We start from the raw sequence: 21,012 nt of genomic DNA, 5'->3' as shown, positions 1-21,012 counted from the left end.
ACTCCCGTGAACGGCATCCCCAGCCTCCTTCCGAAGGCCGGAAAACTGTCACGGATGTCCCCGAACGCTTGTCACGGATGTCTCCGGTCCAAACAGCAAGCGAGGAGGAGAGTTGCGACCAGCAAGCTCGCCCTACAACGGCAGACTCACCCGCGCCGTCAGTCCACCGCCATCCCGGTTGTGCAGCGTGACATCCCCCCCATGCGCCCGGGCCACCGAGCGCACCACGGCCAGGCCCAGGCCGATGCCGCCGGTCTCGCGGTTGCGGGAGGGCTCGCCGCGGTAGAAGGGGTCGAACACCCGCTCCAGTTCGGCGACCGGAACGCCCGGGCCGTCGTCGTCGATCTCGATGATCGCCGCCCCGCCTTCGGCGAACACCCGGGCCCGGGCCCGCTGGCCGTAGTTCAGGGCGTTCTCGGCCAGGTTGGCGACCAGCCGGCGCAGCGCCACCGGATCGCCGTTGAGCACCAGCTTGTCGGCGCGTTCGACGGTGGCGTCCGCGCCGGTCTCGGCCAGGTCGTCCATGACGCTCTCGACCAGCGAGGAGAGCTCCAGCGGGGTGCGTTCGCGGGCCTTGGTGGCGTCGGCGACGAAACTCATGGTGGCGGCGATCATCGCCTCCATCTGGTCGACGTCGGACTCCAGCTTGGGCCGCAGATCGTCCGGCGCCGCCTCGATACGGAAGCGCAGGCGGGTCAGGGGCGTGCGCAGGTCATGGGCGATGGCTCCGACCATGGCGGTGCGATCCTCGACATAGCGCCGCAATCGCTCCTGCATGCGGTTGAAGGCGGTGGCGGCGGCGGTGACCTCGCGGCTGCCGTCGATGGTCAGGGGCGCGGCATTAGGATCGCGGCCCAGCCGGTCGGCGGCGTCGGCGAAGGCGGTGATCGGCCCCGCCAGCCGCCGGGCGAACAGCCAGGCCAGCGGCGCGGTGGCCAGGATCGACAGGCCCAGGGTCGCCAGGATGTGGCCCTCCCAGCTGTCCCACCGGAATTCCGGCTTGGGCTCGGCGGTCAGCCAGCGGCCGTCCGACTGCCGCACCGCGATCTGGAAGGGGGCGAAGATGATGCGGTCGTCGAAGTTCCGCAGCTGCGGGCCGACCCCCAGCACTATCCCCGCGGCCGGGCCAGCCATGCCGCCTGGCGGCCCGAACGGCGGTGGCGGGCCGGGTTGATCGGCGCCTGGCGGCGGCACAGCCCTGCGCATCACCCGGAAATCGTCGGGCTGGGGTCCGACCCGAAAGACCTGGGTCTCCACCCGCCGCGTGCTGCCATGCGACATCAGCCGCATGACCATGCGGGGCGGAGGCCGGGTGACCACCACCACGTCCTCGGCGGGAACGGAGAGCGCCTGGGCGACGGCGGCGCGGAAGTCGTTTCGCCAGCGGCCGGGTCGACCGTCGTCATAGTCCTTCGGCGGCTGATCCTTCAGCCGGACCAGCAGCGGACGGGCCTCGCCCATCGGGTGCAGGCCTGGCGAGCGCAGGGCGCCGGTCACCGAGGCCAGGCGGTACACTTCCGGCCCCGGCGGCTGCAGGCTGAGCAGCACCCCGATCGAGACGGCGTGGGCGGCGACCATGGTGAAGGCCACCAGGGCCAGCACCTGGACGAACAGGGGAATGCCGCGGCCGGTGAGGCGGCTCACCCGCGGGCCACCTTGGCGGTGAACATGTAGCCTTCGCTGCGGATGGTGCGGATCAGTTCGCCGCTGCCGCCCCCAGCGGCTCCATCGTCCAGCTTCTTGCGCAGCCGGCTGATCTGCACGTCAATGGCGCGGTCGTAGGCGTCGCTGTCCCGGCCCCGGGCGAAGTCCAGCAGCTGGTCGCGGGTCAGCACCCGCTGGGGATGGTCGACGAAGGCCCGCAGCAGCGAGAACTCCCCGCCCGACAGGTTGACCACCACGCCCTGCGGCGAGCGCAGCTCGCGCCGCACCAGGTCCAGCCGCCAGCCGGCGAACAGGCAGGCCGCGCCCACGCCCTCCTCGCCGGTCCCGGCCGGCTCGCGCCGCCGCCGCAGCACCGCCCGCACCCGGGCCAGCAGCTCGCGCGGATTGCAGGGCTTGGGCAGATAGTCGTCGGCCCCCAGCTCCAGCCCCACGATGCGGTCTGTCTCCTCGCCCATGGCCGAGAGCATGATGATCGAGGGGGCATTGGCCGTGCCAGACAGCCGCCGGCAGATCGACAGGCCATCCTCGCCCGGCATCATCACGTCCAGCACGATCAGGTCGACCGGCCCCCGGGCCAGCGCCGCCTCCATGCCCTTGCCGTCGCCGGCGGTCTCGACCTGGTAGCCATGACGGGTGAGGAATTCGGACACGACATCGCGGATCCCGCGGTCGTCATCGACCATCAGGATGCGGGCGCCCACTTCCGACGGCGGGGTGTTGGCAGTCTCCATGACCAGCTCCATGCCTCCCCATTGCAGCCTCGACATGGCCCGGGAATTTCAGGGGTGCAACAAGCGGATGGTTTTTGCGGGGCGGCGGGATCAGGCTTCCTTCGAACCCAGCGCCTCCAGCCAAGCCCGCGCCACCGGCCGGTTCTCATGAACGGCCCAGTCCAGCGGCGTGCCGCTCCACAGCTTGTCGGGGATGTCGGTCCGCGCGCCGTACGCGACCAGCAGGGCGAGCAGGTCGATGTTCTCGCTCAGGGCGGCCTGATGGAGCGGCAGGCTGTGGGCGTGAACCGGCATGAACCGGTTGGGGTCGGCGCCGGCCTCGAGGGCTGTCCGCGCCGCGTCCGTCTGGCCGTTGATGACCGCCAGGGCGAGGGCCATCTGAAGGTCCGCCGCCGAGGCTTTGGACAGCAGGGTCTTCAACGCCTCGGCCTGTCCCGTCGCGGCGGCGATGGAGGCGGTCAGGGGCGCGCCGGCGGCGACCAGGGCGCCCACGGCCTCGAGTTCACCGTGGGCCAGGCTCATGTCCACGCCGCTGGCCGAGGGCTCGGCGCCGGCTTCCAGCAACACCCGCATCAGCGGCAGCTGCTGGCCCTGTTCGCGGACCGAGGCGCCGGTCATGACCAGCTCCAGAGCGTAGGTCAGGTCGCTCTTGTCGACGCCGCGGGCGATCATCGCCTGGGCGATCTCGACGATGTTGGCCGGCAGGGCTGGCGCCAGCCGGGGGTTGTTGGCGATGAACCAGAAGAGCTTGGGGTCGAGGAAATACTGCTGGCGGGCGGCCTGGCGGTAGCAGTCCGGCTCGACGATCCGCTCTCGCAGCAGCCAGGGCTCGGCGTCGAGCAGCGCGCCCAGCCTGGCGATATCGCCGGCATGGATCGCCGCGATGGCCTTGCGAAAGGTCCTGTCCTGGACCACCGGCCGGTCCAGCAGGGTGACGATGGCCGACCGGTCGGGTCCCGAGCCTCGCCGGGCGGCCGCGAGGGGCGAGCGGCCTCGGTGGTCAGGCTGCCATTCCAGGGCGCCGTGACGGATCAGCAGTTCGACCAGGGCCGCCGGGCCACGGGTCGCGGCGGCATGCAGCGATGGGGCCCCGGCGGTGTCGCGCTTGGGATCGGCGCCGGCTTCCAACAGCAGCCGGGCGGTCTCCAGGCGGCGGTCATCGGCGGCCTCGCCGGCGCAGGCGTGCCAGAGCGGCGTCCCCAGGTCGCCCGTCTCTCCGTTGGGCGCCGCCCCCTGGGCCAGCAGCCGGCGGACCTCGTCCGCCGCCCCGATCCTGGCGGCCAAGGCCAGGGGCGAGAGTGGTCCCGGCGGGCCGTCCTCTTCGCGCCTCTGGGCGATGCGCCGCATCAGCTCGGCCCAGCTCTGCGCGCCATACTCGGCGGCGAGGTCGCGCTGAGCCCTGGCAAGGCCCAGGCCCGAGGCCCTGGCGCGGCGCTTGGCTTCCTTGCGCAGGAATTCCTGCGAGGCGCGGCCGGGGAGCGGGCGCGGGGCGTCCTGGGATGAGTTCATGGCAACACCTTTCCTCTGCGGCCCGGCGTCCGCTGACGGGCAGGAAAGGTCATGGGACCGTAGGCGATCGGCAAGGCGGGCTGAGCCCTTTCCGCGGACGGGTGGCCACCCTGTCGGCCATGCGAAAACCTACCCAGGCGGCGGTGAAACGGCAAGGGCGGGACATGACCATCTTCACTTCCGGGCCCCGGTGACGGCCGGCAACCTGCACCTCGCTGGGAAGGACCCAGCGCAACATCCGGAGGCCGACCATGCGGCGCACCCTGATAGCCCTGACCCTGCTGACCACCCTGGCCGCGCCCCCGATGGCGTCTCTGGCCCAGGCGCGAGGATTCGATCCGGCCCAGTGCGGCCGCATCCAGGACGTCGACCTGCCCTACGACGTCACCCGGGCGGCGGAGGGCCTGACCTTTTCGGGCAAGGGCGAGGTCATCGTCGTCAGCGCCCAGGCGATCCGGGCGAATGGCCGGTCCTATGCCGGTCCCGAGGTGGCCGCCTATCACGAGAGACTGGGCCGGTTCCTGACCCAGGCGGACGCGATGGCGCGACAGGCGGCCAACCCGTTCGCGGGCGGCGGCGCCGAGCTGGGGCGGGCCGCCAGCGGGATGTGCGAGGCGATCCTGGATCTGGCCGCTTCATCGGCTGTCATCGAAAGCCGGTTCAGCGGCTATGCTTCGCCGGTGCGAATTCGGCTGAAATAGATGACGCCCTTGGAACAGGGTCGAATAGCGCGGCGGCGGCGCTGGTCGCTGCTGCCGCGCCGGCATGCGCAGAACTGGGAAATCTACGCCAGCCTGCTGTTCCTGTTCTTCTATTTCACGGGCGCGCCGCACGCCTCCGCCGCCGGCATCGCCGCTTCGGTCCTGGCGGCGCTCGTCTTCCTGGCCCTGTATTTCGCCAGCTACTGGGTCCCGCCCAGCCTGGCCGCCGCGCCGATCGCCGCCATCGCCCTGCTGGGAACCCTGCTGCTGGGGGCTCACCCGGGAGCCAGCGTCTTCCTGTGCTACGCCGCCTCGCTGGCCTGCTATCTGTTCCCGCTGCGCTATGGCGTCGCCTGCGCCGTCGCGGTGCTGGCCGTCTTCCTGCTGCGGGCCGGGGCGGCGGGGTATCCCCAGACCTATCTGGCCATGAACAGCCTGGTGATCGTCGCGGTCGCCGCTATCTATCTGCAGGCCCGCCGCAGCGCCCTGATCACCGAGCGTCTGCATCTGCGCGAGGCCGAACTGGCCTCCATCCACCGCGCCTCGGAACGCCGCCGCATCGCCCACGACCTGCACGACCAGCTGGCCCAGAAGCTGGTGGTCATCTCCCTGAAGGCCGACCTGGCCCGCCGTCAGCCGGGCGCCGCCGACCAGGGACTGGCCGAGATCGGCGAGGCGGCGCGCGACACCCTGGCCACCGTGCGCCGGGTGGTCAGCGGCTATAGCGCCCGAGCCTTCGTCGAGGACCTGCGCCAGGCCGAGGAACTGCTGCGCCTTTCCGGCGTGGAGCCGGTCATTGACGCCCAGCTGCCCGACAGCCTGACCGAACGCCAGGAGTGCTTCCTGGCCCTGATCATGGGCGAGGCGGTCACCAACGTCGTGCGCCATGCGCGGGCGAAGTCCTGCCGCATCCATGTCCAGGCGGAGGCCGGCCAGTTGGTCCTGGAAGTCGCCGACGATGGACGCGGGTCGGCGCGCTACGAAGGGTTCGGGACCGACGGCATGCGCGAACGGGCGGCGGAGATCGGGGGCGCCCTGGAAATCCGCCGCGAACGGGGGACGCGGGTCATCCTGCGCCTGCCGCTATGACCATCCGCATTCTGGTCGTCGAGGATCAGAAGACGGTGCTGGCCGCCCTGGTGGCGTTGCTGGGGCTCAACGCCGATTTCGCGGTGGTCGGCGGCTATGCCGATCCGGTCCTGGCTCTGGAAGCGGCGGCGAGGTTGCGCCCCGATGTCGTGGTCTCCGACATCCAGATGCCCGGCATGAACGGACTGGAGCTGGCGCGGCGGCTGCGGACCCTGGCCCCGGACTGCCGGGTGGTGCTGCTCTCGACCTTCGCGCGGGCGGGTTATGTGCAGGAAGCCCTGCGACTCCGGATCGGCGGCTACCTGCTCAAGGACTCGCCGCCGGAGAGGCTGGCCGACGGCATTCGCGCCGTGGCGGCCGGACGGCGGCAGATCGACGGGGCGCTGTTGGAACTCGAGGAGGAGGGCGAGGCGCCGAGCGAACGCGACGGGGTGCTGCTGCACCTGGTGCGCGAGGGCCAGTCGAACGCCGAGATCGCCGGGGCGCTGGGGCTGAGCGAAGGGACCGTCAAGAACCTGATGACGGTACTGCTGGCCAAGATCGGGGCCAGGAACCGCGTCGAGGCCTGCCGTATCGCCGAGCAGCGGGGCTGGATCTAGGTCAGCCGGGGTTCGCCCTGCGGGATGGCGTCCAGCCGCGCCGCCTCGACGAAGGGAGTGAGCATCACGCCGGTCAGCCCGTGCTGCTCGGGCCGGCGCGGCTCGACCCCGAAGGTCAGCCGTTCGCGCTGGGCCGTGGGCGCGCGCAGGGTTCCGAACATCCAGTCCCAGACGGCCAGGAAGCTGCCGAAGTTGCTGCCGAAATGGCGGGGGTCGGCGGAGTGGTGCAGCTGGTGCGCAGCGGGGCTGAGGAAGAGGCGGCCCCACCAGCCGGGGAAGGCGATCCACAGATGCGAATGCTGCAGATGGCCGACGGCGAAGACGAAGGCGACGATGATCAGGTTGTGGCCCGCGACCGCCAGCGGGTCGATGGGCTGGCCCAGCAGCCAGCGGCCCAGGCCTTCGGTCAGGCCGATGAAGAGGGCGGTGATGTTGGCGAAGACCAGGGTGTCGACGGGGTGCACCCGAAAAGCGGTGGCCGGGGTCAGGACCTCGGCGGTGTGATGGACCTTGTGGAAGGCCCAGAGGGCCGGAATGCGGTGCTTGAGCCAGTGATCCACCCAGTAGGCCAGCTCGGCGGCCAGGAAGACGGCCAGGGTCAGCAGGCCGACGCCGACCGGCGGGGGGAGGGCGGGGGCGTGGGCGCCCAGCAGGCTGGTCAGGCCTGCGCCAGCCACTGTCGCGACGGCCGCCGCCGACAGGGTCGCCCCGCCGAAGATCGCGCCATAGATGAGGCCATTGAAGGCCAGCAGCGCCAGGTCGGCGCGACTGGAGCGGTGGCGCAGAATCCAGCGGGGAAAGAGGGTCCGCAGCAGCACCTTCAGCCTGACCGGCTTCTTGCCCGGTGGACGGCGGGCCAGCAGGATCAGGGCGGCGACGCACCCGGCTGTGGCCAGCGACCACAGCGAGGCGTTGGAGCCGGGCGACAGGAACAGGCCCGCCAGGCCGCGCAGCAGCCAGCCCGCCGCCTGCGACACAACCTCCAGCCCTGCGCCCTCGATCGCCATCTGGGCAACCTAGCGGCGGGTGGTGAGCCTTCTCTTAAGGCCGCCCGGTAAGGCTTTCGCAAGAGTCCGCGTGGTTCCTGACTGCTGGGGCAAAACGCCCTGTGGCCGAGTAGGGCCAACCCAGGAAGCGGGACTTAAGTCGTGGCGTTGAACAGCATCAACACCAATGTCGGCGCCATGCAGGCGCTGCAGGCCCTTACGGCCATCAACCGCGACCTCGCGACCACCCAGAACCGCATCTCGACCGGCAAGAAGGTTAACAGCGCCAAGGACGACGGCGCGACCTGGGCCATAGCCCAGACCCAGCGCAGCGAAATGCACGCACTCGACGCGGTGACCGCGTCGCTGCAGCGCGGCAGCTCCATCGTCGATATCGCCGTCGCCGGCGGCGAGACCATCTCCGACCTGTTGAACCAGATGAAGGAAAAGGCCCTGGCGGCGGCCGATCCCAGCCTGGACAGCAACGCCCGGGCCGCGCTCAGCAGCGACTATGTCGCCCTGCGCAAACAGATCGACATCGCCGCCAACAACGCCAGCTTCAACGGCATCAGCCTGATCTCAGCCGGGAGCAGCGGCCAGGTGAGGGCCCTGGCCAACAGCAACGCCAGTTCGACCATCGACGTGGACCACATCGACCTGTCGACCGGCGGCGCCCTGCTCAGCGGCCTGCCCGCCGACCTCACCGCCTCGATCTCCTCGGCCAACCTGACCAGCCTGACCAACGCCATCACCGGCGTGAACGGGGCCCTGGCCAAGCTGGGCACGGGCAGCAAGGCGCTGGACCTGCACACCACCTTCGTCGGCAAGCTGCAGGACACCATGGAGGAATCCATCGGCCGGCTGGTCGACGCCGACATGGCGCGGGAGAGCACCAAGCTCGCGGCCCTGAAGGTCCAGCAGCAGCTGGCCATCCAGGCCCTGTCGATCGCCAACCAGGCGCCGTCGCTACTGCTGCAGCTGTTCCGGAACTAGGGCAGCGGACAGGCATAGGCGAGCAGCCGATAGCGCTCGCCCTTTTCCCGCACCCCGTCGGAAACCAGGTAGCGCCGCCCCGCCTGCAGGAAGATGCCCTGGTCAGACCCGGGAACCGCGCCATTCTCGTTGTAGCTGATCCGGGCCTTGGTCCACCGCACCGCGCCGTCTCGTCCTTTCAGGCCGTAGGAGACCACCGTCCGCCAGGCCGCCTCGCCGATACAGCCGGTGTCGGTCTGATCACAGCCGCCGGTTGCGAAAAGATAGCGGATCTCGGACGCAACACCAGCGACGGGGAGCCGTGCGGCGGCTTGGCAGGTCATGCCTTCCGCCCGCATGCAACGATTGCAGTCGAACCCGTTCAGCCCTGCCGCTGGCGCCTGTTCCTGGGCCGAGGCGGCCGAAAGCGCTAGGCAACCTGCGAGCAGAGGGGCGGGAAGGGCGCGCCTCAGCAGGCGCCACATGCCCTCAGACATTCATCGACTCGATGGCCAAATCCGAGACGAACGGATTGCTGCGCCGCTCCGCCCCGAACGTGCTCATCGGCCCGTGCCCCGGCACGAAGGCCACGTCGTCGCCCAGGGGCCAGAGCTTCTGGGTGATCGAGTGGATCAGCTGCTCGAAATTGCCGCGCGGGAAGTCGGTGCGGCCGATGGAGCCCTTAAACAGCACATCGCCCACCTGGGCGAACCGCGAGGGCCGGTGGAAGAAGACGATGTGGCCGGGGGTGTGGCCCGGGCAGTGGACCACCTCCCATTCCGTCTCGCCCAGGGTGACGGTGTCGCCGTCGCCCAGCCAGCGGTCGGGGGTGAAGCTCTCGGCGCCGGGCATGCCATAGCGGGCGCCGCTCTCGGGGATCATGTCGATCCAGAACTGGTCGTCGGGATGCGGGCCCTCGATGGGAACCCCGGTCTCGGCCGCCAGCGCTGCGGTTCCGCCGGCATGGTCGAGGTGGCCGTGGGTGATCCAGATCTTCTCCAGAGTCAGGCCCTTGGCCTTCAGCGCCGCCATCAGGCGCGGGACTTCGCCGCCGGGATCGATCACCGCCGCCTTCAGGGTCTTGGCGCACCAGACGATGGTGCAGTTCTGCTGCAGCGGGGTGACCGGGGCGATCACGGCCTGGATGGCGGGTTCGGACATGACGGGTTCCTGGCGAGGGCGTGCAGCCATATGATCGGTGTTCACGCTCCCGATTGAAAGAGGGGCAGGGAGGGACAGATGACCACGGCCTTGAAGACCTATGGCTTCGACCGCATCCCCTTCCATCTGCACTGGACCGAGAAGTCGAGCTTCAAGGAGACCTATGGCGGCGGCTTCGACCAGGTCATCGTCGAGGGCCAGTATCTGAGGCCCCGCGAGGCGCCGCCCAGCAAGACCATGCTGATCTTCATGCATCCGACCGGGGTGATGAACCTCTTGCCGATGACCAACGCCATGGCCCGGGCCGGGCTGCCGGTCATCTGCGCGGCCAGCCGTTATCCGCACAACGACAGCGGCCTGATCATGGAAAAGGTGCTGATCGATCTGGGCCGTTATGTCCGCTACGCCAAGGAGAAGCTGGGCTTTGAGCATGTGGTGCTGGCCGGCTGGTCGGGCGGCGGGTCGCTGTCGATGTTCTATCAGAGCCAGGCCGAGAAGCCCTGGATCACCCAGACCCCGGCCGGCGACGCCTGCGACCTGGTCTCCGAAGGCCTGATCCCGGCCGACGCGGTGATGCAGCTGGCCGCCCACGTCTCGCGGGCCATCACGCTGACCGAATGGATCGACGCCTCGATCCTGGACGAGCACGATCCCAGTCGCCGCGATCCCGAGCTCGACCTCTATGGCGACCTGGTCAAGCCGCCCTATGACCAGGCCTTCCTGGACCGCTACCGCGCCGCCCAGATCGCCCGGTCCAAGAAGATCGACGACTGGGTCAAGGAGACGCTTCAGGTCGTGCGCCGCACGGGCGAGATGGAGCGGGCCTTTGTCGTCCACGGCACCATGGCCGACCCGCGCTGGCTGGACCTGGCCGTCGATCCCAACGGCCGCAAGGGGCCCAACTGGTGCTTCCTGGGCGAGCCCCACACGGTGAACATGATGCCGGCCGGCCTGGCGCGCTATTCCAGCCTGCGCTCGTGGCTGAGCCAATGGTCTTACGCCGAGAGCCGCGCCGACGGGCCTAAATGCGCCGGCGACATCACTGTCCCGGTGCTGATCATCGAGAACACCGCCGACGACGCCTGCACCCCCAGCCACACCCGCCGGCTCTATGAGGGCGTCACCCAGGCCGACAAGGAACTGTACCGCAACGAGGGGGCCAGCCACTACTATTACGGCCAGCCCGAGAAGATGGCCGAGAGCGTTGCAGCCTGTCTGGACTGGCTGCGGCGCAAGGGTCTGCTGGAGGCCTGAATCGGCCCGCCAGTGCAGGATTTTGCCAACAGACAGGGCCCATCGGGGCCGCGGTTGCCCATGGGGTCATTGCCGACAGACGATGTCGCCGCTAGCGTGCGGTTAATCGGCCCGGGGAAGGGCCTGTAATCTTCAAGCGGGGAATTGGCGGATGGCCACGGGGATAGGGCGCATATTTCAGCGCAAGTCGGTGGAGCAGATCCAGTCCGAGCACGAGCATGGTGAGCTGAAGCGCTCGCTGGGCGCGCTCAATCTGGTGCTGCTGGGGATCGGCTGCATCATCGGGACGGGTATCTTCGTGCTGACCGGCCGGGCCGCGGCCCAGTTCGCCGGCCCGGGCATCATGATCTCGTTCGTCATCACCGGCCTGCTCTGCGCCTTCGTGGCGCTCTGCTATGCGGAACTGGCCTCGGCGCTTCCCGTCTCGGGCTCGGCCTACAGCTACACCTACGCCTCGATGGGCGAGGGCGCGGCCTGGGTCATGGGCCTGCTGCTGCTGCTCGAATACGGCCTGGCCGCCTCGACGGTGGCCGTGGGCTGGTCGGGTTACTTCGCCAGCCTGCTGGCCGACATGCACCTGGGGATACCGCCCGAGCTGACAGCCGCGCCAGGGGTGGCGGTCAAGGACGCCGCCGGGGTGGTCATCGCCCACGGGGTCATGAACCTGCCGGCCATCGTGGTCATCGCCGCGGTGACCATGCTGCTGATTCGCGGGGTCACCGAGTCGGCGACCGTGAACAACATCATCGTCGCCATCAAACTGACGGTGGTCATCGCCTTCATCGTCATCGGCATGAAATACGTCAACACGGCCCACTGGACGCCGCTGGTGCCGGCGCAGATCCCAGCCGAGCCTGCTGGCACCAACATGGACATCTGGCACCAGATCTGGCGGGCGCTGGTCGCGGTCGTCACCGGTGACAACTCCACCAAATACGGCATCGGCGGCGTCATCCACGGCGCGGCGGTGATCTTCTTCGCCTATCTGGGCTTCGAAGCGGTTTCGACCGCCGGCGCCGAATCCAGGAACCCGGGCAAGGACATGCCGATCGGCATCCTGGGGGCCCTGGTCATCTGCACCGCCCTCTACATCGCCACCTCGGCGGTGCTGGTCGGCATCGTGCCCTACGCCTCGCTGGACAACCCCGCGCCCATCGCGCTGGCGGTGAACCAGATCGGCCTGCCGTGGTTCGCGGTGCTGGTGAAGATCGGGGCCATCGCGGGCCTCTCCAGCGTCATGCTGGTGCTGCTCTACGGCCAGACCCGCATCTTCTACACCATGTCCAAGGACGGCCTGCTGCCCAAGAGCCTGGCGGTGGTTCACAACACCTACAAGACGCCGTGGATCAACACGATCATCGTCGGCATCGCGGCCATGGCGGCGGCGGGCTTCCTGTCGCTGGACGCCCTGGCCGACCTCTCCAACGTCGGCTCGCTGGCGGCCTTCACCCTGGTCTGCATCACGGTGATCTACCTGCGGATCAGCGATCCCAAGCTGGCGCGTCCGTTCAGGACGCCGCTCTATCCGTTCACGCCGATCATGGGCGCGGTCATGTGCCTGGTGTTGCTGCTGGCCCTGATGGCCACCCCGGCCACCCGGAACTTCTTCCTCATCTATCTGGGGGGCGGCATCGTGCTCTACTTCGCCTACGGCATCTGGAACTCGAAGCTGGGCCGCGGCGTCATCGTCGAGGGTCACGAGGCGGCGCCGATGGAACTGCCGCACAAGCCGGAATAGGTCTGAACTTTCGAGCCTGGAATACAGCGGCCGGCGGGGTTCCTCGCCGGCCGCGATTTTATGATGCTGCCGATTCATGAAGCCTTGCCCCGCCTGCGCGCGGTGCTCCAGGCCGGTCCCTCGGCCGTGCTGGTCGCCCCGCCCGGGGCCGGCAAGACCACGGTCGTGCCGCTCGAACTGCTGAATCAGTCCTGGGCGGCGGGCGGCAAGCTCATCGTCCTCGAACCCCGCCGCCTGGCCGCCAGAGCCGCCGCCGCCCGCATGGCCTCGACCCTGGGCGAAGCGGTCGGCGAGACGGTGGGCTTTCGGGTGCGGATGCAGTCGAAGGTCTCGGCCAGGACCCGCATCGAGGTGGTGACCGAGGGCGTCTTCACCCGGATGATTCTCGACGATCCGGGCCTGGACGGCGTCGCCGCCGTCCTCTTCGACGAGTTCCACGAGCGCAGCCTGGACGCCGACCTGGGCCTGGCCCTGGCCCGCGACAGCCAGAAGCTGCTGCGCGAGGACCTGCGGCTGGTGGTGATGTCGGCCACCCTGGACGGCGCGGCGGTGGCGTCGCTGCTGGACGCCGAGGTGGTCGAGAGCCATGGCCGCAGCTTCCCGGTCGAGACCCGCTATCTCGGCCGCGACGAGCGTCTGCGGCTGGAGGACCAGATCGTGCGGGCCATCGAGCGGGCCCTGGCCGAGGAGAGCGGCGGGGTGCTGGTCTTCCTGCCGGGGCAGGGCGAAATCCTGCGCACCGCCGAGCGGCTGGCCGAGCGCCTTACCCGCCAGGATGTCGACATCGCCCCGCTCTACGGCGCCCTCGATCCGGCCGACCAGGACCGCGCCATCGCCCCTTCGCCGAGCGGCCGGCGCAAGGTGGTGCTGGCGACCTCCATCGCCGAGACCAGCCTGACCCTGCAGGGTGTCAGGGTGGTCATCGACGCCGGCCTCTCGCGGGTTCCGAAGTTCGATCCGGCCAGCGGCCTGACCCGGCTGGAGACCGTGCGGGTCTCGCGCGCCGCCGCCGACCAGCGCCGGGGCCGGGCCGGCCGCACCGAGCCCGGCGTCTGCTACCGCCTGTGGGACGAGGCCCAGACCCGCGCCCTGCCGGCCTTCGCCCGGCCGGAGATCCTGGAGAGCGACCTGTCGGGCCTGGCCCTGGACCTGGCCCGCTGGGGCGCCCGCGACCCGTCCGGCCTGGCCCTGCTCGACCCGCCGCCGGCCGCCGCCTTCGCCGAGGCCCGCAAGCTGCTCGAACGACTGGGGGCGCTGGACGGGGAGGGCAGCCTGACTGGCCACGGCCGCGCCCTGGCCGATCTGCCCCTGCCGCCAAGGCTGGCGCACATGGTCCTGCGCGGCGCCGCCGCCGACCAGGCCGTCCGCGCCGCCCGCATCGCCGTCCTGCTGACCGAGCGCGGCCTGGGCGGTCGCGACGTCGACCTGCGCCACCGCCTGGAAGCCTTCGAGCGCGACCGCTCGCCCCGGGCCCGCGACGCCCGCGCCCTGGCCGAACGCTGGGCCCGGGCCGCCGGCAAACCGACGGGCGCCGCACCGCTGGATGACGCCCTGCTGCTGGCCGAGGCCTTCCCCGAACGCATCGCCAAGGCGCGGGGGTCGTCCGGCGAGTTCCAGCTGGCCACCGGCCGCGGCGCCCATCTCGAACCGACGGACGCCATGGCGCGCGAACCCTGGCTGGCCATCGGCGAACTGGGCGGCGGCGCGGCCCGCGACCGCATCCTGCTGGCCGCCCCGCTCGATCCCGCCAGCCTGCGCGAGGCCTTCGCGGACCGCCTGACCGTCGAGGACCGCCTGGAGCCCAGCCCCAGCGGCCGCATGCAGGCCCGCCGCCTGCTGCGGCTCGAGCGGCTGGTCGTCGAGGACCGCCGCATCGACAATCCCGACCCGGCGATGATCGAGGCGGCCCTGCTGGATCAGGTGCGGCGCGAGGGGCTCGGCGGCCTATCGTTTGGCGCCGGCTCCGCGGGCCTGCGCCGCCGGGTCGGTTTCCTGCGCCAGTCAGACCCGGCCTGGCCCGATCTCTCGGACGAAGCCCTGCTGGCCACCCTGGAAAGCTGGCTGGCCCCGGCGCTGTCGGGCCGCCAGTCGCTCGGCGCGCTCGCCGACCACGAGCTGGTCGACGCCCTGAAAACCCTCATTCCCTGGGACCGCCAGCGCCAGCTCGACGCCGCCGCCCCGCCGCGCTGGACCGCCCCGACCGGCAACAGCTTCACCATCGACTACGCCGCCGAGGGCGGCCCCCGGGTCGAGGTCCGGGTCCAGGAACTCTACGGCCTGAGCGAGCACCCCACCGCCGCCGGCCTGCCCCTGACCCTGGCCCTGCTGTCCCCGGCCCACCGCCCGATCCAGATCACCAAGGACCTGCCGGGCTTCTGGCGGGGCAGCTGGAAGGACGTGAAGAGCGACATGAAGGGCCGCTATCCCCGCCACGTCTGGCCGGACGAACCCTGGTTGGCCACGCCAACGACGCGGGCCAAGCCGAGGGGAACGTGAGGTCATGGCCTTGTCGGCATCGCCATGACAGGGTGCCGCTCCATCCGATCTCGAAAGACCGCCCCATGCTGACCGGACACTGCCTCTGCGGCGACTGCCGCTACGAGATCGTCGGTGAGCCGGTGGTGGTGGCGCATTGCCACTGTGACGACTGCCAGCGGCTCAGCGGCGCGGGCCATGCCTCCGGGGCGATGTTCGCGGCGGAGGGCGTCACGCTCACCGGCCCGGTCGCCCGCTATGAGCTCACCGCCGACAGCGGCGCGACCGTCACCCGCATCTTCTGCCCGCGGTGCGGCAGTCCGCTGTTTGGCATGAATACTGGGATGCCGGGGTTCATGACTGTGACGCTCGGGACCCTGGATGACTCTGATCACCTGGCGCCGCAGGTGGTGGTGTTCGCCCGCAATCGCCGGGCCTGGGATGTCATGGATCCGGCCGTGCAGACGTTCGAGACCCAGCCCGGCTGGACACCGAAAGACGGGGTCTAGCCCGTCACCGCATAGATCATGATCCCGGTCGCCACCGACAGGTTCAGGCTGTCGGCCCGGCCGCGCATGGGGATCTTGACGTTGACGTCGCAGACCGCAGCCAGCTCGGGCGGCAGGCCGGCCTGTTCGTTGCCCATGAGGATGAGCGTGGGCGAGACATAGTCGGCCGAGCGGTGATCGACCGTGGCCGTCAGCAGGGTGCCGACCACCGAGCCTGGCCAGGCGTTCCGCCAGGCGATGAACTCGGCCACGCTGGCCTTGGCCAGAGGCACGGCGAAGATCGAGCCCATGGTGGCCCTCACCGCCTCGACCGAGAAGGGATCGCAGCAGTCGCCGACCAGGATCACCCCGCCGCAGCCGGCCGCGTCGGCGGTGCGCACGATGGTCCCCAGGTTGCCGGGGTCGCGCACCGCCTGCAGCGCCACCCAGCAGCGGGCGCTCTGGGGTTTGAGCGACTCCAGCGGCGTGAAGCCCTGGCGGAACACCGCCAGCACCGCCTGGGCGTTGTCGCGGCGGGCGATCTTTTCCAGGATGTCCTTGGTGACCTCGATGACCTGGCCGTGGGCGGCCAGGGTGGCGGCCACGGCCTTCCTGAGCAGCGGATGGTCGGCGGCGTCGCGGCCGTAGAGCAGGATCTCCGGCGCCCGGCCCTGCTCGACCGCCTCGGTGACGATCTTCAGCCCCTCGGCGAGGAACTGGCCGGTCTCCTCGCGGGCCTTGCGCATGTGCAGGGCGCGCACCGCCTTGACCGTGGGATTGGTCAGCGAGGTGACAATCCTTCCAGCAAGGTCGGGCTTCTCCGTCATGACGCCCAGCGCGCGAAGAACGACAGCCCCACCTGCCGCTCGGTGGCCGCTTCGCCCAGGGTCAGTTCGCCCCAGTCGATGGTCCCGCCGCGCCCGGCCATCATCTCGGCCATCAGCCCGGCCAGCGAGGCCCCGGAAATCCGCGCCGCATAGGCGTTGAGGATCAGGAACGAGGGATTGTCCGACATCAGCTGGGCGCAGGCGCCGGCCAGTTCCGGCAGGTCCTCGAAGAGGCGCCAGGTCTCGCCGGTCGGCCCGCGGCCGAACTTGGGGGGATCCAGAATGATGCCGTCATAGCGGCTCTCGCGGCGCAACTCGCGCTGGACGTATTTCTTGGCGTCGTCGACGATCCAGCGGATCGGCGCCTCGGCCAGGCCCGACAGCGCAGCGTTCTCCCGCGCCCAGCCCACCGACTTCTTGGAGGCGTCGACATGGGTGACGCTGGCCCCGGCCGCGGCGCAGACCAGGCTGGCGACGCCGGTATAGCCGAACAGGTTGAGAATCTTCAGCGGCCGGCCGGCGGACCGCACCCGCTGGTCCAGCCAGGTCCAGTTGGCCGCCTGCTCGGGGAAGAAGGCCAGGTGGCGGAAGTTGGTGAACCGGCCCTTGAACCGCACCTGGCCCCATTCCAGCGGCCAGGTGTCCGGCGGCTGGCGCTTGAACCGCCAGTGGCCGGCCTCGTCCTCGTCGGTCGGGTCGAACACCGCGTCGGCCCCGTCCCAATCGCTCTGCGGCAGGCGCGGGGCCCACAGGCACTGCGGCTCGGGCCGCACCACCCGGTAGTGGCCATAGCGTTCCAGCTTGCGGCCGTGACCGCTGTCCAACAGGCCGTAGTCGGACCATCCCTCGGTCTTCATGACCAGGGGTGTGGGAGCAATCCGAGGATTTCCGGCGTTCATGTGCCCGGCATTAGACGGTCTGGGTAATCGCCGTCCAGTCCACGACTTGCGGCGCGTGGGTGATTCACGTTTAGTGTCACACGGGGAAACGCAGGGGAGCCTAATGACGACCCTTTTGAAAAAGCCGCAACGATCGGCAAGAAAGCCCAAGGGCGACGGGCATATGAGACGGGGAGAAATCCTCGAAGCCGCCCAGAGAATCTTCCTGGTCGAGGGCTATCACGGCGCCACGATTCGGAAGATCGCCGACGAGGTGGGGGTCTCCTCGACGGCGCTCTACATGCACTTCAAGGACAAGGACGAGATCCTTCTGGAGATCAGCGACAACGCGATCTCCCGGCTGCTGGCCATTAACAGCGAGATTTCGGCGCGGCCCATCGACGCGGTGGCGCGGGTGCGGCTGATGCTGGACGCCTACATGACCTTCGCCCTGGAGAACCCCAACGCCTATGCGCTGGTGTTCTGCGCGCCGTCCGGAGTGATTGCCCAGGACCGCCAGGACGCGGCCATGGCGCTGGGCGAGCGCTGCTTCGAGAAGTTCATGGGCACGGTCCGCGAGATCGCCGCCTCGGGCCGCTTGCGCACCGGGTCGGCCGAGAGCGCGGCCCAGGCGCTGTGGGCGGCCTGCCATGGCCTGGTCTCGCTGCTGATCACCAAGCCCGACTTCAGCTGGGCGCCGGAGGGCGAGCTGCGCGACGTCATGCTCGACGGCATGCTCTACGGGCTGGTCGCCGATTAAGCCCATGGCCGCCGCCCGCTGGATATTGGGCGTCGCGGCGGCCTGTCTTCTGACGAGTCCAGTCCTGGCCGGCGAGCGCGTGGTCTCGCTCGACCAGTGCGCCGATCAGTATGTCCTGGCCCTGAGCCCGCGCGCAGACATCGTCGGCCTCTCGCGCCGCGCCGACGACGCCGACGCCTGGCTGCGCAAGGAGGCGAGGGGGCTGCCCCTGCGGCGGGTCAGCGCCGAGTCCGTGCTGGCCGCCCGCCCAACCCTGGTGGTCCGCTACTGGGGCGGCGATGGGCGGATGGACGCCATGCTGAAGCGGCGCGGCGTGCGCACCGTCCGCATCGACGAAGCCAGTGATTTCAACGCCGTGCGGGCCAATATTCGCAAGGTCGCGGCGGCCATGAACCAGCCGGCGCGCGGCGAGGCGCTGATCACCGGCATGGACGGCAAGCTGGCCGCCGCCCAGGGCCGCTGGCAGGGCGCCGGGGCCCTCTACATGACCCCCGGCGGCTTCACGGCGGGCAAGGGCACCCTGGTCGACGCCATCCTGGCGGCGGCGGGCCTGACCAACCTGGCCCCCGGCGCCGGCTACGCGGCCGTCCCGCTGGAGGCCATGGTCTTCAAGACTCCGCAGGCCTTCGTGCTGGGCTTCTTCGACTCGCTGGAGAACGCCATGGAGCGCTGGGCGCCGGGCCGGCATCGGGTGCTGCAAAGACGCCTCCCGGGCCGCACCATCGCCTCGCTGCCGGGGTCGATGCTGGGCTGTCCGGCCTGGTTCGCCGCCGACGGAGCGCTGGACATCGCCAAAGCGCGGCCCACAACGGGGCCATGACCCGCAGCCTGGCGATTCTGCTTCTGTTGCTCATCGCCGCCCTGGCCGCCGCCATGTTGCTGGGCGAGACGCCGCTGAGCGCCGAGCAGTATGTCCAGGCCTTCACCCACCCCAGCTCGGCCCCGGCCGAGGTCATCTGGTCGATCCGCGCCCCGCGCGCCCTGATGGCGGGGCTGGTCGGCGCCGCGCTGGGGCTGGCGGGCGCGGCCATGCAGGGCCTGCTGCGCAACCCGCTGGCCGACCCTGGCGTGCTGGGGGTTTCCGCCCTGTCGGGCCTGGGGGCCGCCGCCGCCATCGCCGCCGGCATCGCGCTCGCCCCCGGCGCCATCGAGCTGGCCGCCCTGGCCGGAGCCCTGGCCGCCGGCCTGATCGTCTCGGCCATCTCGGCCCGCTTCCGCGAGCCGGAGACCCTGATCCTGTTCGGGGTCTCGCTGTCGGCCTTTGGCGGGGCCCTGACCGCCCTGGTGTTCAACTTCTCGCCCTCGCCGGTGACCACGGCCGAGGTGATGAGCTGGCTGCTGGGCTCGGTGGAGAACCGCGACTGGATCGACATCCTGCGAGCCCTGATCCCCATGGCCCTGGGCGCCTGGCTCTGCGCCTGGTCGGCCAGGGGCCTGACCATGCTGACCCTGGGCGAAGAGACCGCCGCCCTGTCAGGCCTGCCGATGGCCCGCCTGCGCACCGCCGCCGTCGCCGGCGCGGCCCTGCTGACCGGGGCGGCCGTGGCCGCGTCCGGGGTCATCGGCTTCGTGGGCCTGGCCGCCCCCCACCTGGTTCGCCGCAGCGTCGGCGACGATCCTGGCAAGACCCTGCTGCCCTCCGCCATCGCCGGGGCGGCGCTGCTGGCCGCCGCCGACCTCGTCGCCCGGCTGATCCCGACCGAGCAGGAGCTCAAGCTCGGCGTCGTCACGGCCCTGTTCGGCGCGCCGCTCTTTGCCCTGGTCGCCTGGCGGGCGTCGCGCAGCTGGCGCTCCACTGGCGCGGCCCCGTCCTCGTCCCTGCGCGCCCCGCCGGCCCAGGCGGTCGGCCTGACCCTGGTCGGCGGTGAGGTGGTCGGGGTGCTGGGCCCCAACGGCTCGGGCAAGACCACGCTGCTGCGCGGCGGGCTGGGACTGCTGGACAGCGGCCATGGCCTGATCCTCTGGGATGACCAGCCCCTCTCGAACCTGACCGAGGCCCAGCGGGCGCGCCTGGTCGGCTACCTGCCGCAGGAGCGTCACGTCGGCTGGAATCTGTCGGCGCAGGACATCGCCGCGCTGGGCGCCCCGGACCTTTCCCTGTCCGACGCCCATGCCGCCGCCAAATACTATCTCGCCAAGGTCGGCCTGCGCCGCCTGCTCCAGCGCGGCGTCCTCGACATGTCCGGCGGCGAGCGGGCCCGGGTGCTGCTGGCCCGGCTGCTGGCCACCCGGGCCGCCGTCCTGATCGCCGACGAACCCGCCGCCGGCCTCGACCCCGACGCCCAGCTGCACATGCTCGAACTGCTCCGGGCCGAGGCCGCGCGCGGCGCCAGCGTGGTGGTCACCCTGCATGACCTGACCCTGGCCGCCCGCTTCTGCGACCGCCTGGTGGTGCTGAAGGCCGGCCGCGCCGTCGCCGAAGGGCCGCCGATAGAGGCGTTGCGGCCGGAAGTCCTGCGCGAGGTGTTCGGCCTGGAGGGCGGGCTCATCGAAACCCCGGCCGGCCTGACCCTGGCGGCGCGCCGGATCGTCAAATGAGCGGCCTCTTCGACGATCCCGAGCCCCTCCGGCCGACCGATCGCCTGTTCTTCGCCGTCTTCCCCGATGCCGGGACGGCGGCGCGGATCGCCGTGCTCGCCGATGGCCTGCGGGGCCAGCTGAACCTGCGGGGGCGGCCGCTCGCTCCGGAGCGTTTCCACATCACCATCAGCCACCTGGGCGACTATGTCGGGGTCCCAGAGTCGGTCGTGGAGCCCGCGACGACCGCGGCGGCCAGCCTCACCGCCGCGCCGTTCGAGGTGACCTTCGACCGCGCCGCCAGCTTCCATGGCCGCTCCGGCAACCGGCCGTTCGTCTTGCGGGGCGGGGAGGGGTTGGCCGGGGTCATCGCCTTCCAGCAGCAACTGGGCGCGGCGATGGTCAGATCGGGTCTGCGGCCGGACCGCAATTTCACGCCGCACGTGACCCTGCTCTATGACGACGCCCTGGTCCCGGAAACGCCCGTCGCACCGATCAGCTGGACCGCCGCCGAACTGGTCCTGGTTCACAGCCTGCTGGGCCGAACCCAGCACATCGCCCTGCGGCGTTGGCCGCTCGCGGCGTAGCGGCGGCCTTGCATACTGTTAACCCCAGACCGATATCCGTGGCTGAAACAACGGCGCGCGCGATTCGCGACGCCT

20 protein-coding genes and 1 pseudogene are annotated in these 21,012 nt (G+C 70.5%); 13 read left to right on the top strand and 8 right to left on the bottom strand.

What is annotated here, in order from left to right; translation table 11 throughout:
- Positions 1–132: 132 nt before the first annotated feature.
- The 3 genes from QO010_RS05505 to QO010_RS05495 all read right to left on the bottom strand — a co-directional run bounded on the left by QO010_RS05505 (position 133) and on the right by QO010_RS05495 (position 3,905).
- Positions 133–1,578, bottom strand: a complete 1,446-nt coding sequence (locus QO010_RS05505; protein ID WP_307347089.1) for an ATP-binding protein — start codon at positions 1,576–1,578, stop codon at positions 133–135.
- A 62-nt stretch (positions 1,579–1,640) separates the two neighbouring features.
- Positions 1,641–2,408: a response regulator gene (locus tag QO010_RS05500; protein ID WP_370873723.1), complete on the bottom strand. Its 768-nt coding sequence runs from the start codon at positions 2,406–2,408 to the stop codon at positions 1,641–1,643.
- A 78-nt stretch (positions 2,409–2,486) separates the two neighbouring features.
- Positions 2,487–3,905: an ankyrin repeat domain-containing protein gene (locus tag QO010_RS05495; RefSeq protein ID WP_307346996.1), complete on the bottom strand. Its 1,419-nt coding sequence runs from the start codon at positions 3,903–3,905 to the stop codon at positions 2,487–2,489.
- 251 nt (positions 3,906–4,156) lie between these two features.
- Between QO010_RS05495 and QO010_RS05490 the strand changes: the two genes are divergently transcribed.
- Genes QO010_RS05490 through QO010_RS05480 form a run of 3 tightly spaced genes read left to right on the top strand, consistent with a single transcriptional unit; the run spans position 4,157 to position 6,294 of the window.
- Positions 4,157–4,606, top strand: coding sequence for a hypothetical protein (locus QO010_RS05490; RefSeq protein ID WP_307346993.1), 450 nt, complete (start codon positions 4,157–4,159; stop codon positions 4,604–4,606).
- On the top strand, positions 4,607–5,695 hold the full coding sequence (locus QO010_RS05485) for a sensor histidine kinase (protein ID WP_307346991.1): 1,089 nt from the start codon (positions 4,607–4,609) through the stop codon (positions 5,693–5,695).
- Complete coding sequence (locus QO010_RS05480; RefSeq protein ID WP_307346989.1) at positions 5,692–6,294, top strand: response regulator; 603 nt, start codon at positions 5,692–5,694, stop codon at positions 6,292–6,294. Before QO010_RS05485 ends, QO010_RS05480 begins: the two co-directional genes overlap by 4 nt.
- On the opposite strand, the gene QO010_RS05475 is transcribed toward QO010_RS05480, so the two are convergent.
- Positions 6,291–7,301, bottom strand: coding sequence for a sterol desaturase family protein (locus QO010_RS05475; protein ID WP_307346987.1), 1,011 nt, complete (start codon positions 7,299–7,301; stop codon positions 6,291–6,293). The two genes, QO010_RS05480 and QO010_RS05475, sit on opposite strands and share 4 nt — an antisense overlap.
- 141 nt (positions 7,302–7,442) lie before the next feature.
- On the opposite strand from QO010_RS05475, the gene QO010_RS05470 reads away from it, so the two are divergent.
- A complete protein-coding gene (locus QO010_RS05470) occupies positions 7,443–8,273 on the top strand; it encodes a flagellin (RefSeq protein ID WP_307346984.1) in 831 nt (276 codons plus the stop codon).
- Here QO010_RS05470 and QO010_RS05465 read toward each other — a convergent pair.
- Both QO010_RS05465 and QO010_RS05460 read right to left on the bottom strand, forming a co-directional pair.
- Positions 8,270–8,596 (bottom strand): hypothetical protein, encoded by a 327-nt coding sequence (locus tag QO010_RS05465; RefSeq protein WP_307346981.1) that lies wholly within the window; start codon positions 8,594–8,596, stop codon positions 8,270–8,272. The genes QO010_RS05470 and QO010_RS05465 overlap by 4 nt on opposite strands.
- A 145-nt stretch (positions 8,597–8,741) precedes the next feature.
- Positions 8,742–9,413 (bottom strand): MBL fold metallo-hydrolase, encoded by a 672-nt coding sequence (locus QO010_RS05460; protein ID WP_307346979.1) that lies wholly within the window; start codon positions 9,411–9,413, stop codon positions 8,742–8,744.
- A 78-nt stretch (positions 9,414–9,491) separates the two neighbouring features.
- Here QO010_RS05460 and QO010_RS05455 point away from each other — a divergent pair, with 78 nt between their 5' ends.
- From QO010_RS05455 to QO010_RS05440, 4 genes are all read left to right on the top strand, one after another.
- Entirely contained in the window at positions 9,492–10,667 is a 1,176-nt protein-coding gene (locus QO010_RS05455) for an alpha/beta hydrolase (protein WP_307346977.1), read from the top strand.
- 151 nt (positions 10,668–10,818) lie between these two features.
- Positions 10,819–12,405: an APC family permease gene (locus QO010_RS05450; RefSeq protein ID WP_307346974.1), complete on the top strand. Its 1,587-nt coding sequence runs from the start codon at positions 10,819–10,821 to the stop codon at positions 12,403–12,405.
- A gap of 63 nt (positions 12,406–12,468) precedes the next feature.
- Positions 12,469–14,901 (top strand): ATP-dependent helicase HrpB, encoded by a 2,433-nt coding sequence (gene hrpB, locus QO010_RS05445; protein ID WP_307346971.1) that lies wholly within the window; start codon positions 12,469–12,471, stop codon positions 14,899–14,901.
- A gap of 65 nt (positions 14,902–14,966) precedes the next feature.
- On the top strand, positions 14,967–15,389 hold the full coding sequence (locus QO010_RS05440) for a GFA family protein (protein WP_307346968.1): 423 nt from the start codon (positions 14,967–14,969) through the stop codon (positions 15,387–15,389).
- On the opposite strand, the gene QO010_RS05435 is transcribed toward QO010_RS05440, so the two are convergent.
- Positions 15,386–16,195 (bottom strand): TrmH family RNA methyltransferase, encoded by an 810-nt coding sequence (locus tag QO010_RS05435; RefSeq protein WP_307346965.1) that lies wholly within the window; start codon positions 16,193–16,195, stop codon positions 15,386–15,388. The genes QO010_RS05440 and QO010_RS05435 overlap by 4 nt on opposite strands.
- Positions 16,192–17,052 (bottom strand): class I SAM-dependent methyltransferase, encoded by an 861-nt coding sequence (locus QO010_RS05430; RefSeq protein ID WP_307346963.1) that lies wholly within the window; start codon positions 17,050–17,052, stop codon positions 16,192–16,194. The genes QO010_RS05435 and QO010_RS05430 overlap by 4 nt, the downstream gene beginning before the upstream one ends.
- Positions 17,053–17,197: 145 nt before the next feature.
- Here QO010_RS05430 and QO010_RS05425 point away from each other — a divergent pair, with 145 nt between their 5' ends.
- The 5 genes and pseudogenes from QO010_RS05425 (at position 17,198) to QO010_RS05405 (ending at position 20,937) form a co-directional block, all read left to right on the top strand.
- Entirely contained in the window at positions 17,198–17,833 is a 636-nt protein-coding gene (locus QO010_RS05425) for a TetR/AcrR family transcriptional regulator (protein WP_307346960.1), read from the top strand.
- Positions 17,834–17,837: 4 nt separating this feature from the next.
- Positions 17,838–18,653: an ABC transporter substrate-binding protein gene (locus QO010_RS05420; protein ID WP_307346957.1), complete on the top strand. Its 816-nt coding sequence runs from the start codon at positions 17,838–17,840 to the stop codon at positions 18,651–18,653.
- A pseudogene (locus QO010_RS05415) lies at positions 18,650–19,627 on the top strand (FecCD family ABC transporter permease); the annotation flags it as partial. The gene QO010_RS05420 and the pseudogene QO010_RS05415, both read left to right, overlap by 4 nt.
- A 24-nt stretch (positions 19,628–19,651) precedes the next feature.
- Entirely contained in the window at positions 19,652–20,371 is a 720-nt protein-coding gene (locus tag QO010_RS05410) for an ABC transporter ATP-binding protein (protein WP_307347086.1), read from the top strand.
- Complete coding sequence (locus tag QO010_RS05405) at positions 20,368–20,937, top strand: 2'-5' RNA ligase family protein (RefSeq protein ID WP_307346954.1); 570 nt, start codon at positions 20,368–20,370, stop codon at positions 20,935–20,937. The genes QO010_RS05410 and QO010_RS05405 overlap by 4 nt, the downstream gene beginning before the upstream one ends.
- The last annotated feature ends 75 nt before the right edge of the window (positions 20,938–21,012 follow it).

This window comes from Caulobacter ginsengisoli, from assembly GCF_030814835.1.
Taxonomy (GTDB): domain Bacteria; phylum Pseudomonadota; class Alphaproteobacteria; order Caulobacterales; family Caulobacteraceae; genus Caulobacter; species Caulobacter ginsengisoli.
This window is presented reverse-complemented; position numbering and strand designations above follow the sequence as displayed.